Source organism: Agrobacterium sp. H141 (genome assembly GCF_057158725.1).
Window position 1 is genome coordinate 1,710,032 of record NZ_CM169893.1, and the last position, 12,683, is coordinate 1,722,714.

Below are 12,683 nucleotides of genomic sequence, written 5' to 3' on the forward strand. Positions count from 1 at the left end.
CACCGCCGAAGCGCAGTCTTCGGCGGCATCATCATGTCAAAAGGAGATTTCCATGAGCATCAAGCGTATCGAACCTGGTAAACGTATGAGCGGCGCTGTCGTCCATGGCAACACAGTCTATCTCGCCGGTCAGGTGGGCGAGGGCTCCAGCGTTACGGAGCAGTCGAAGTCCGCTCTGGCCGAAGTCGATCGTCTTCTGGCGCTTGCAGGTTCCGACAAGTCCAAGATCCTGCAGACGATCATCTACATCTCGGACATGTCCACCTTTGCCGAAATGAACGCTGTCTGGGAAGGCTGGATCGATCCTGCCAACCCACCAGCACGCGCGACCAGCGAGGCAGCACTTGCCACGCCTGACTACAAGGTCGAGTTCATCGTCACGGCTGCGATCTAAGCCAAAGACGATCCGCAGATCGCACGAATATTCGAAGGCCGGCGCATCCATCGGGGGCGCCGGCTTTTTCTTTACGTGCGATGTTTCATCATCTGCTTGCAGCCTGGATTTCGCTCAGCGTCTTTGCAGGGGTAATGGCCTGCGGGTCGAGTTTGATATCCAGGATTGCCGGCCTCCCGGATGCGCGGGCGCGCTCAAAGGCTGCTGCGAACGCGTCCGTCGTTTCCACCGTTTCGCCGTGTCCGCCATAGGCCCGGGCAAGGGCTGCAAAATCCGGATTGGTCAAATCCGTTGCGCTGACGCGGCCCGGATATTCGCGCTCCTGATGCATGCGAATGGTGCCGTAGATGCCGTTGTTGATCACGAGGACGATGATCGGCAGGTTGTGGCGCACGGCTGTCGCAAATTCCTGCCCATGCATCATGAAACAGCCGTCGCCGGCAAAGCAGATAACTTCGCGTTCGGGGTGGAGCTTCTTTGCGGCCACTGCTGCTGGCAGGCCGTAGCCCATAGAGCCAGAAGTGGGGGCTGCCTGCGTTGCAAATGCCTGAAATCGGTGAAAACGATGCAGCCAGGTTGCGTAGTTGCCGGCACCATTGGTGAAGATGGTCTGCTTGTCGGTATTGGCTTCGATCCAGTTCATGATCGGTCCCATCTGAACCGGCCCCGGACCTTGTAAAGGCGGTGTCGACCAGGCCAGATAGGCCTCATGCATGGATTTGGTGCGCGCCAGCCATGCAGGACTGTCTGGCGGAGCCTGCGACTTCATTGCGGCCGAAAACTCTGCCGGTGCGGCACAGATGGCCAGATCCGGGCGATAGACATGGCCGAGTTCTGACGGTTCGGGATAAACATGCACCAGTGTCTGGGATGGGTAGGGGATGTCCAGCAAGGTGTAACTTGAAGATGGCATCTCCGACATGCGGGCACCGACGAGCAGAAGCAGGTCCGCGTCCTTGATTTCGCGGGCAAGTGCCGGATTGATGCCAATGCCAACATCGCCGGCATAGGACGGATGCGTATGATCGAACAGCATCTGGCGTCGGAAGGAGCAGCCGACCGGCAGGTTCCATGTTTCGGCAAACGTCCGGAAATCGGCGACAGCTTCTTCGCTCCATCGCGTCCCGCCGAGGATGGCGACCGGACGCTTGGCCTTGGCCAGCATGTCAGCCAACTCTTTGATCTGTGCTGGGCCTGGATGCATCTCGACAGCTGTGTATGGTTTTGCCGCGGGGGCATCAACCAGATCTGTCAGCATGTCTTCGGGCAGGGATAACACGACCGGGCCGGGACGGCCTGACGTCGCGACCGCAAAGGCGCGGGTGACGAATTCGGGAATGCGGGCGGCATCGTCAATCTCGCCGACCCATTTGGCGAATTCGGTCAGTGCGCGGCGATATTCGACTTCCTGAAAGGCCTCGCGATCGCGCATGTCACGGGCAACCTGGCCGATGAACAGGATCATGGGTATCGAATCCTGACGGGCAATGTGCAGGCCGGCGGAGGCGTTTGTGGCACCCGGACCGCGCGTCACCATGCAGATGCCGGGTTCGCCGGAGAGCCTTCCCCAGCAATCGGCCATCATCGCAGCGCCACCTTCCTGACGGCAGACCACTACTTCGATGCCGCTGTCGTAAAGCGCGTCGAGGACCGCGAGATAGCTTTCACCCGGAACGCAGGAGATGCGCTTGACGCCATTGGCCTGCAGGGCATCAACGATCAGTTGGCCACCGGTCTTCTTCATGTCGACTTCTTTCCTTCAAGCTCGGCCAGTTCGGCCAGAATGTCGTCTCTATTTTCATCAATACGCGGGCTGGGGCGATTATAGGCCAGTGGTGTCTTCGACAGTACAATCGGGGTGCGCATGCTTGGAATGCTGTTGCCGCGGTCGTCGTCAAGATCGATACGCAAGCCGCGATCGACGATCTGGGGATCGGAGAACATTTCCGCGATCGAGTTGATCGGACCGGCTGGAACCGCGCTGGCCTCGCAGGCGGTCAGCAGGTCTTGCTTGTGCCACTTCACGGTTTCGCCCGTGACGATCTCCCTCAGTTCGGGCTTATGGGCGACGCGTGCCTTGTTGGTGGCGAAGCGTTCGTCATCCGCCAGTGCCTCAATACCCAAAATGGCGCAAAGGCGGCGGAACTGGCCATCATTGCCAACGGCAAGGATCAGGTGGCCATCGGCCGTGGGGATCACCTCATACGGAGCGATATTGGGGTGGGCATTGCCAAGGCGGGACGGAGCCTTGCCGGAGACGAGATAGTTGAGGTTCTGGTTGGCCAGCACGCCGGACATGACATCCAGCAGTGCCATGTCGACCTGCTGACCCTCGCCGGTTTTCAGCGCATGGATGAGGGCTGCCTGGATGGCTGTTGCGGCATAGATACCTGTGAAGATGTCGGCGATGGCAACGCCTGCCTTCATGGGTTCTCCATCGGGTGTGCCGGTAATCGACATGAAGCCGGACATGCCCTGAACGATGTAGTCATAACCGGCAAAGCCGGCATAGGGGCCTGTCAGTCCGAAGCCCGTTATGGAGCAATAGACAAGCTTCGGATTGATGTCCTTCAGGCTGTCATAGTCGAGACCGTATTTCTTCAAGCCGCCGACCTTGAAGTTCTCGATGACGACATCGGCGCTGGCGATCAGACGGCGGACGATGTCCTGACCTTCGTCCGTTCGAAAATCAACGGCGATGGAGCGCTTGTTGCGGTTGGCCGAGTGATAATAGGCGGCAGAGAGGTTTTCTCCGTCCTTGCCTTCTATGAAGGGCGGTCCCCAGGCGCGGGTTTCGTCGCCGCTGTCGGGGTTTTCCACCTTGATCACGTCGGCACCCAGATCGGCCAGGATCTGGCCGGCCCATGGCCCTGCCAGGACACGGGCAAGTTCAATGACGCGGATACCGGAAAGGGGGGGCTTGCTTAAGGTCATGTTGCTCTTGCCATCAGGGGGCTATCGATGTTTTGGCGGTGGCCGTCACAGGTTTGGACGCGAAGCGGCGCTCACGCCAGATGATGAAAAGTCCCGAGCCAATGATGATGGCTATGCCGAGCCATGTTGTGGCGTCCGGGAAATCCGAAAACACCAGCCAGCCAAACAGCGTGGCAGAGACAATCTCCATATATTGCAAAGGAGCGATCACGGAGGCCGGTGCTGCGCGATAGGCATAGGTGGCGAGAATACCGGAGATGGCGGCAACGAAGCCGACGCCAATCAGCCAGGTCATGGTGACCAGGTCGGGCATGCTGGGCTTCATTATTGCGATATCAGCGATCTCGCCAATGAACAGAAGTACAGCCGCGATGGGGATACCCCAGGCCGACATCTGAAGCTGCATCGACCAGGGATTTTCCTTGTGCGCCAGGGCGCGGGTCATCAAGGCGAAGATTGCGATACAGAGCGCGGTAATGACGGGCAGCAGGGCGACAAAGCCGACTTCGGCAAAGCTTGGGCGAATGATGAGCATGGCGCCCAGAAATCCCACCGCGCAGGCTAAGTAGCGGCGCCAGCCGACGGTTTCCTTCAGGAATATACTGGCCAGCAGGGTGAGCATGATCGGTTCGACGAAGAAAATCGCGATTGCATCCGCGATCGGCATCACCTTCAGCGTGCTGACAAAGCAGATCATCGACACGGCAATGATGGCGGCGCGAATGGCATGAAAGCCGCTGAGCCGCCAGGAGAACCCGCGCCAAAGCTTCAGACGGAGCACAATCGGCAGCATGAACAGCGCCTGAAAGAGGAAGCGGGCAGCGGTGATCATCGTTGCTGACGTGCTGGCGGTCGCCAGCTTGGAGAAAACATCGATGAAGGGTGCCACCAGCATGGCCAGCATCATCAAGCCAAGCCCGCCAACAATTTGGGCATCCGGTGTCGATAGCACGGGGCTGGGCGATGGTGATTTCATACCCCACCTATAGCCGTTTGAGAGTGGCTGTTCACATGAAGAAAAATCATGGCTTCATTCCGATTGGGTCTTGATCGCGTCGCCCGTGATATTGGCTGACGCACACCATTCGGCGAAGTCCGCCATGGCGATGTCCCGGCCCAATTCGTTCAGCGTTTCGTGGCGCATATCGTCGTAGATCCGCAAGGTGACGTTCGAGAAGTCTTTTTCCGTCAGGCGGCGTGCCATCCAGGCGACATCTTGTCCGCATCGCGTGGCCGGATCCTGTCCGCCACCGACCAGATGGATCGGCAGGTCCGCGCTCAGACGCGACAGGGCGCCCGGACGCAGCGGTGCCTTGGAGAATTCAATCACGTCCGCCCACATGCTGACGCTCGGCTCAAATCCACATAGCGGATCGGCGATGAATGCCCGCACGACTTCGTCATCATGCGACAGCCAGTCGGACAGGGTCTTGCGACCTTGGATGCTTTTGCCCCAGGCATCAAATGTTGCCTTTGCCATGATGAGGCTCGGAACGTCCGACCCCTTCAGCATGCGTTCGATCTTGAGGACGACTTTGGCGACATAGCCCGACAGGCCCGTATTGAAATTCGAATTCCAGATGGCCAGCGCCTGAAAGGCATCGGGCCTGGCAATTGCTGCATTCAGCGCAATCAGACCGCCCATGGAATGACCGAAGAGGATGACGGGCAGACCGGGATAAGTTTCAACCGCGTGATCGCGCATGGCCACAATATCGTCAATGACCTTGGCTGCCCCATGGCTCTTGGCAAAAATGCCTGGATCTGCGTCATTTGCCGTCGTCTCGCCATGGCCGCGGTGGTCATGGACAAAGACGTGACAGCCGCGCGCCGCCATGAATTCAGCAAAGGGCAGATAGCGCCGGGAATGTTCGGCGAGGCCGTGACTTACGACGAGGACGGCATAAGGGGCGCTCACCGCCTCCACTTGATGAAAAGCGAGACGGGCGCCGCTTGGCGCGTCGAGAAATTTGGGCGCGCTGGACATGTTTGACCTCCCTCAGTGACGACCTTTTTGTCGGTAGTCGTTTCGGCGCACAGTGGCGGCTTTTTGCGACTGCGTTAAGTGCCGATGAAGACTTGTCGGCTGATTTTTGCCGTGAGGAGGGATGGTTCTGGCGGTTCGACCGAAATTTACAACGATGTCGGAGATGTTGTTCGATCTACGCGCTGCCTTTCCGAGGCTGCCGTCATTCCCGTGGCACCTCCAACAGAAGTTGAGAAGCAATTGGCTCCACCGCAAATCACTCATTGGACATTGCCCCGGACAAGGCTTTCCCTTACATAGCGGGCAAATCCACACGCATTCGCGGAGCAATTATTCGATGGCACGTCAGTTCATCTATCATATGTCCGGGCTGAACAAGTCCTATGGCGCCAAGAAGATCCTTGAGAACGTCAACCTGTCTTTCTACCCGGATGCCAAGATCGGTATCCTCGGTCCGAACGGTGCCGGTAAGTCGACGGTGCTGCGCATCATCGCCGGCCAGGACAAGGAATTCACAGGCGAAGCCTGGCTCGCCGAAGGTGCAACGGTCGGCTATCTCGAGCAGGAGCCGCATCTGGACGAGAGCAAGAATGCTTTCGAGAACGTGATGGTCGGAGTTGCTGCCAAGACCGCAATCGTCGAGCGCTATAATGAACTGATGATGAACTATTCCGACGAGACCGCCGATGAAGGCGCGCAGCTCCAGGATATCATCGACAGTCAGAACCTGTGGGATCTCGAGCAGCAGGTCGAAATGGCCATGGAAGCGCTGCGCTGCCCGCCAAAGGATTCCGACGTTTCGTTGCTGTCCGGTGGTGAGCGTCGTCGTATCGCGCTCTGCCGCCTGCTGCTGTCGCAGCCAGATCTGCTTCTGCTTGACGAGCCGACCAACCATCTCGACGCCGAAACCATCGCCTGGCTTGAAAAACATCTGCGCGACTATCCGGGCGCCGTGATGATGATTACCCATGACCGCTACTTCCTCGACAATGTGACGGGCTGGATTCTGGAGCTCGACCGTGGTCGCGGCATTCCCTACGAAGGCAATTACTCTGCCTATCTGCAGGCGAAGGCCAAGCGCATGCAGCAGGAGCAGCGCGAAGAAGCCGGTCGGCAGAAATCGCTGTCGCGCGAGCAGGAATGGATTGCTTCCAGCCCCAAGGCACGTCAGGCCAAGTCCAAGGCCCGTATCAAGGCTTATGAACAGCTGGTGGATGCGGCCGAAGGCATTCGGCCCGGCGACGCACAGATCATCATCCCGGTCTCGGAGCGCCTTGGTCAGGTTGTCATCGAACTTGACGGCATTACCAAGGGCTTCGAAGGGCGCACACTGATCAACGACCTGTCGATCAAGCTGCCGCCGGGCGGCATTGTCGGCATCATCGGTCCGAACGGCGCGGGCAAGTCGACGCTGTTCAAGATGATCACCGGGCAGGAAACGCCGGATTCGGGCTCGATCCGAATCGGCGAGACCGTACAGCTCAGCTATGTGGACCAGAGCCGCGATGCGCTGGCCGGTGACAAGACCGTCTGGGAAGAAATTTCCGGTGGCGCAGAAATCGTCAAGCTCGGCAAGTTCGAGATGAACTCCCGCGCCTATTGCGGGGCGTTCAACTTCAAGGGTGGCGATCAGCAGCAGAAGGTCGCGAACCTGTCCGGTGGTCAGCGCAACCGCGTGCATCTGGCCAAGATGCTGAAGGCTGGCGGCAACGTGCTGCTGCTCGACGAGCCGACCAACGACCTCGATACCGAAACGCTGGGTGCGCTGGAAACGGCGCTGGAAAACTTCGCGGGCTGCGCCATCATCATCAGCCATGACCGCATGTTCCTCGACCGTTTGGCAACCCATATCCTGGCCTTTGAAGGCGACGGCCATGTGGAATGGTTCGAAGGCAATTTCGAGGATTACGAAGAGGACAAGGTTCGCCGCCTGGGCGCCGACGCGCTCAATCCAGGCAGCCAGTCCTACAAGCGCCTGACGCGATAAAGCAAATTCATAGTCGATGAATTCCAAAGCCCCGGGAGACCGGGGCTTTTTTACGTCGTTACATTGCCGCGAACGGCGGGATGCGGGGGAGATGACGCACCGCTGCGAAGCGGCGTTTATCAATCGCGCTTGCGTCGCAAACAAAAACGATATAAAGATATGTTTATATCTTGATTGCGTCTGGTGGCTATTGTGAACTTCGGTATTGATAAACTGGTCGAATTGCTGAAAGCGGTCGGGGAACCGACGCGATTTCGTCTGCTCATGCTGCTTTCTGCGGGTGATCTGACGGTCACGGATCTTACAGAAATTCTGGGGCAATCCCAGCCGCGTATTTCACGACACTTGAAACTCTTGGGTGAGGCGGGTCTGATCGAGCGATATCAGGAAGGTGCCTGGGCCTATTTCCGGCTGACGCAGGACGGAGATGCGGCAGCGCTCATCCAGACCTTGCTGGCGAGCACCAAGTCCGATGATGCCGTTCTCAACCGTGACGGCGAACGGCTGGCGGCGGTCAAGCGGAACCGCGCCGAAAGGGCACAATCCTATTTCAGCCGCAACGCATCCGAGTGGGATGAATTGCGCCGGCTTCACGTCGATGACGACCTTGTCGAATCGGCTCTGCTGAAGCTGGTTGGTGGCGAAGGTGCCGACAGCATGCTGGATCTTGGCACCGGTACCGGTCGTATTCTGCAGCTCTTATCCGACACATATCGGCGTGGCGTCGGCATCGATGCCAGCCGCGACATGCTGTCTGTGGCGCGCGCCAATCTCGACAAGGCGGGGGTCTTGAAAGCCTCCGTTCGTCAGGGCGATATTCTGAATCTGCCACTCGATGGCAACGAGTTCGATCTGGTCGTTATCCATCAGGTGCTTCACTTTCTCGTTCATCCAGAGCTCGCTCTGAACGAGGCTGCACGTATGCTCAAGCCCGGCGGAAGACTGGTCGTTATCGATCTGGCGCCTCACAGCCTCGACTATCTGCGGGAAGAACATGCCCACGAACGCCTCGGCTTTTCGCATTCGATGATGAGCGAATGGCTGTCGCGGGCGAACTTCTCTGTTGAGAAGATTGTCGATGTGGAGCCACGCGAGCCCAGCGCCAAGGCGCTGACTGTGACGATGTGGCTTGCCCGGCATGAAGCCGCCGTCGTGGACCTGAATGCGAAATTACCCAGACTTGTAGGGAGCAACTGATCAATGGCACTTATCGAGCACGGACCGCTGCGCGGACGCGATATCAAGCTCTCCTTTGAATTCTTTCCGCCGAAATCCCCGGATATGGAGGGGCAGCTCTGGTCCTGCATCGAAGAACTTGCCAGCTGGAATCCAGAGTTTGTGTCAGTGACCTATGGCGCAGGCGGGACGACGCGCGAACCGACCTTGGCGACGGTGAAGCGATTGATTTCGGATACACGTCTTCCAACGGCGGCGCATCTTACATGCGTGGGCGCAAGCCGGGACGAGGTGCGTCGGGTCGTAGACGAGTTCAAGGCCGTCGGTGTGCGCCATTTCGTGGCCTTGCGGGGCGACCCTCAAGATGGTGTTGGCGCTGCCTACACGCCGCATCCCGAGGGATTTACCAATGCCGCCGATCTTGCGCTCGGTTTGCGCGAGATGGGAGATTTTGAGGTGTCGGTCTCGGCCTATCCGGAAAAGCATCCGGAAAGTGCCGATATCCAGGCGGATATCGAGATGCTCAAGCGCAAGGTCGACAATGGTGCGACGCGCGCGCTCACCCAGTTCTTCTTCGATAACATGGCCTTCGTGCGTTATCTTGAAAAGGTGAGGGCCGCCGGTATCACGATCCCCATCGTTCCGGGTATCATGCCGATCCTGAACCTTGCGCAGCTGAAGCGCTTTGCCGGTGCCTGTGGCGCGACTGTGCCTTCCGTGCTCGACGCGCGATTTGCCGGACTGGAGGATGATCCTCGCAAAAGGGCGGAAGTGGCCGCTGAAATTGCGTCCGAGCAGATCATCGATCTGGCCCAAAAAGGGGCGGACGAGTTCCACATCTATACGATGAATCGGTCGCCACTGGTTAACGCGACGCTCGAAAAAATCGGTCTTCGCCGAGATGCAGAACGGATGGCTGGAGCAGCCTGAGCCTCTTTTGTTTTTGAAGCCCGTCTATCTGCAAAGCGCCACGATCACGCGGCGCTTTGCCGTTTCTGGATTAGGGGCGCATTGGAATCAATGCGCCATAGGTGGGGTTTTGCGGCCCTGATCTCCGAGGCCTAAAGGACGATTTTTGCGTCCGTTTCTGCTATTTTTTTGTTTTTCTTAGATAAACAGCATCACTGTTACGAACACAAACGCTGCACTGACGATCAGGACATTTAGAGAACGAGTTAGTCCCATGTCTGCCTCCTTAGCGTTGACGTGGTGATACTATGTCCGTTTTGTGTCGATTGAAAAGTAAATTTTATGCTGCATTGCGGCAACACTCGGTGGATAACTTTCTGCGTTAGATAGCAAGCAATTGAAATTCCATGGATATGCTGAGATCCGGCCGCGCTGATTTAAATTAACAATTCTTACCGTCGGGTAACCAATGCGGCAGCGCATGTTCCAATGTGCAACAAATGCGTGCCGGAACTCGATTTGCCAGCAGGCAACAGAAGTGCGAAAAATTGGACATGACTCACACGCAAGGGAGATCCTGCGCTGGAAACCGTCACTGAAACCATTTCCCATTCAACCGGTCATACGGCCGATCTCGTTGCCATTGCCGGCGTTATTGCCGTCGCGACTGTGCTGGGATTGATGTTCCTGTGGCTACGTCAGCCACCGCTGGTCGGTTTTATCGTGGCTGGGGTGGCCCTGGGGCCGACCGGTGCCGGTTTTATCGCCAATTCCGACAATGTGGCGCTTCTGGCCGAGATGGGCGTCGTCATGCTGCTTTTCTTCATCGGTATGGAATTGTCGGTGCGCGCCTTCATCCTGACGCTGAGGCAGGCCTTGATCGTCATGGGTGGGCAGTTGCTGGCAGCGCTTCTGCTGGGCTTCGGAATCGCACAGATTACCGGGGCGTCGCATTCCGAAGCGATCATTCTGGGCTTCATTATCGGCATTTCCTCGACGGTTGTGGCAATGAAAATGCTGGAGGAGATGGGGGTCTTGCGCGGAGAGGCGGGGCGGGTGGCCGTCGCCGTGTTGATTGCCCAGGACATTGCCGTTGTGCCGATGCTTATTTTTGCCTCCAGCCTTGGCGGCGAAACTGTGGATTACGCCCTGATTGCCAAGAAGATGGTGGTGGCGCTCGGCTTGCTGGGCGGGTTGCTGTGGTGGTTCGGCGGCCACCGGAAACTGAAAATCCCGTTTGCAGAACGCGTCGAAGACAAGATCGAGATCCTCGCTCTGGGGTCTCTTGCTGTATGCTTCACGGCTGCGTCCGTTTCCGGTGTCGCCGGACTTTCTCCCGCCTACGGTGCCTTTCTGGCCGGATTACTCGTCGGAAACTCGACCTTGCGCAGCCGCGTCATTCCGGTGATCGAGCCGATCCAGAGCGTATTGCTTGTGGTGTTCTTCCTGTCGATCGGTCTGCTGATCGACCTCAACTTTATCTGGGAGCATCTGTGGACGGTGCTGTTCGTCTCGCTGTTCGTGATCGCGGCCAAGACTTCGCTTAACATTTTCCTATTGCGCAAAACGGGGTCCAGTCCACAGACGGCACTGATTGCCGGTCTTTCGATGGCACAGATCGGCGAGTTCTCGTTCGTGCTGTCGGCTGCCGGCTTTTCGAGCGGTGCGCTGGGCTATGATCTGTTCCGCCTGTCGATTGCGGTTACCGCCGTATCGCTGTTGCTGTCGCCCCTTTGGGGAAGCGTTTTGCACCGGCTCGAAGGCTATGCCAGCGAGGGCCTGCAGAATTATCGACAAGCGCTGGCCAAGGCCTATGCCCATGAGTTGTATGAGGTGCATCGCGGTCGCGAAGCCCTGGTGCTTGCGCGTTACTGGGCCAAGGTGCGCTATCGCGCGATCCGGTTGACGATCTATCACCGCCGCCATGAGCGGGATCGTCGCAAGAGCTGACATGAAAAAGGCGGCTTTGAGAGCCGCCTTTTTTTTGCAGAAATGCCGATGGTTGGTTTCAGAGCGCGTTCAGCAAGGCGGGGGTCGGCCAGCCGTCAGCGGCCATGCCGCGCTTGGCCTGTTCCTTTTGTACCGCAAAGCGCGTGCCGGAACCCCAGATTCCGTCGATCTTGCCGACATCATAGCCCATGGACTGTAGCTTGGTCTGGAGCGCCTTCATCTGATCGTTGCTGAGGCCCGGATCAGGATTGCCCTTCAGATAGGGTTCTGCGCCGGACAGGCGCGTGGCGAAATAGGCTGCCGACGTGGTGTAGATGAAGGACTGGTTCCATTCGAGATAGATGTTGAAGTTCGGATATGCCATGAAGGCAGGACCGTGGCGACCCTGTGGCAACAGCAGTTCACCTTCAAGATTGCCGAACTGGGTGTTTCCGTCGCGCGGCTTGACGCCCAGGGCAAACCAGTCGGCGGCCTTCATGCCGCTGTCGAAGCCTGTCTTCTCCCACGGCAGGTTCTCGGGCACCGTTACTTCCTGGAACCAGGGCTGGCCCGCCTGATAGCCGAGATGCTGAATGAACTTGGCGGCGGTCATGATGGCGTCGGGAGAGCTTGATTTCAGGCTCACATGGCCATCGCCATCGCCATCCACGCCAAACGCCACGATGTCCTTCGGCAGCATCTGTACCTGACCGATTTCGCCGGCCCAGGCGCCGGTATTGGTGGCTGGATCGACATCCCCATGCTCAACCATGGTGATCAGGGCCATCAATTGCGGACGGAACAGTTCGGGGCGGCGGCAGTCATGGGCGAGCGTTACAAGCGCGTTGCGGGTATTGAAATCGCCCTGGACCGCCCCAAAATCGGTCTCCATGGCCCAGAAGGCGGTGATGACACCGGGCGCGACACCGTATTCGCGCTCTGCACGGTCAAAGACGCTCGCATATTCCTTCATCTTCTGGCGGCCGATATTCAGTCGTGCCTGGCTGACCGTGCGCTGGGAAAATTCGAGGAAGGTCTGCTTGAAGACACCCTGAGCGCGGTCGCGCGACAGGACCTTCTGGTCGATCTTAGCACCGGCAAGCGCCTTGTCGGCTGCGGCCGGAGAGGCACCGTTGGCGACAGCCTCGGCCTTTACGCCGGCCAGGAACGAGCCGAGATCACCGCCACATTGTTGGGCTGCAGCGGGTCCGGCCACGCAGGTGGTGACTGCAAGAGCGAGGGCGAGGCGAGAACGTGCGCGCATCGTTTGATCCTTCCGTGGGTCATATTGTCTATCGTTTTCGGTAGTCTACCGGAGGCTGCGCATATTCCAAAGGAACAAGGCGGAAGCATGGTGAGGCCAAGGC

General features: G+C 58.3%; 10 protein-coding genes. 5 read left to right on the forward strand and 5 right to left on the reverse strand.

Annotated elements, in window-relative coordinates; translation table 11 throughout:
• Nucleotides 1-52 precede the first annotated feature (52 nt).
• Entirely contained in the window at nt 53-394 is a 342-nt protein-coding gene (locus ACWPM9_RS07795) for a RidA family protein (protein ID WP_428187199.1), read from the forward strand.
• A gap of 88 nt (nt 395-482) precedes the next feature.
• On the opposite strand, the gene ACWPM9_RS07800 is transcribed toward ACWPM9_RS07795, so the two are convergent.
• From ACWPM9_RS07800 to ACWPM9_RS07815, 4 genes are read right to left on the reverse strand one after another with little or no spacing between them, the layout of a single operon-like run.
• Nucleotides 483-2,138 carry a thiamine pyrophosphate-binding protein gene (locus ACWPM9_RS07800; RefSeq protein WP_484757301.1) on the reverse strand — a complete coding sequence of 552 codons (1,656 nt, stop codon included), beginning with the start codon at nt 2,136-2,138 and terminating at the stop codon, nt 483-485.
• On the reverse strand, nt 2,135-3,328 hold the full coding sequence (caiB, locus tag ACWPM9_RS07805; RefSeq protein ID WP_484757302.1) for a succinate--glutarate CoA-transferase: 1,194 nt from the start codon (nt 3,326-3,328) through the stop codon (nt 2,135-2,137). The genes ACWPM9_RS07800 and caiB overlap by 4 nt, the downstream gene beginning before the upstream one ends.
• A 13-nt stretch (nt 3,329-3,341) precedes the next feature.
• Nucleotides 3,342-4,304, reverse strand: a complete 963-nt coding sequence (locus ACWPM9_RS07810; RefSeq protein ID WP_428187196.1) for a DMT family transporter — start codon at nt 4,302-4,304, stop codon at nt 3,342-3,344.
• Nucleotides 4,305-4,358: 54 nt separating this feature from the next.
• Entirely contained in the window at nt 4,359-5,315 is a 957-nt protein-coding gene (locus tag ACWPM9_RS07815) for an alpha/beta fold hydrolase (protein ID WP_428187195.1), read from the reverse strand.
• A gap of 337 nt (nt 5,316-5,652) precedes the next feature.
• Here ACWPM9_RS07815 and ettA point away from each other — a divergent pair, with 337 nt between their 5' ends.
• The 4 genes from ettA (at nt 5,653) to ACWPM9_RS07835 (ending at nt 11,337) form a co-directional block, all read left to right on the forward strand.
• On the forward strand, nt 5,653-7,302 hold the full coding sequence (gene ettA, locus ACWPM9_RS07820; protein ID WP_428187194.1) for an energy-dependent translational throttle protein EttA: 1,650 nt from the start codon (nt 5,653-5,655) through the stop codon (nt 7,300-7,302).
• A gap of 192 nt (nt 7,303-7,494) precedes the next feature.
• A complete protein-coding gene (locus tag ACWPM9_RS07825; RefSeq protein ID WP_428187193.1) occupies nt 7,495-8,499 on the forward strand; it encodes an ArsR/SmtB family transcription factor in 1,005 nt (334 codons plus the stop codon).
• A 3-nt stretch (nt 8,500-8,502) separates the two neighbouring features.
• Nucleotides 8,503-9,408, forward strand: coding sequence for a methylenetetrahydrofolate reductase [NAD(P)H] (metF, locus tag ACWPM9_RS07830; protein WP_484757303.1), 906 nt, complete (start codon nt 8,503-8,505; stop codon nt 9,406-9,408).
• A gap of 660 nt (nt 9,409-10,068) precedes the next feature.
• A complete protein-coding gene (locus ACWPM9_RS07835) occupies nt 10,069-11,337 on the forward strand; it encodes a cation:proton antiporter domain-containing protein (protein WP_484757304.1) in 1,269 nt (422 codons plus the stop codon).
• Nucleotides 11,338-11,395: 58 nt separating this feature from the next.
• On the opposite strand, the gene ACWPM9_RS07840 is transcribed toward ACWPM9_RS07835, so the two are convergent.
• On the reverse strand, nt 11,396-12,580 hold the full coding sequence (locus ACWPM9_RS07840; protein WP_428187190.1) for a lytic murein transglycosylase: 1,185 nt from the start codon (nt 12,578-12,580) through the stop codon (nt 11,396-11,398).
• Nucleotides 12,581-12,683: the final 103 nt, after the last annotated feature.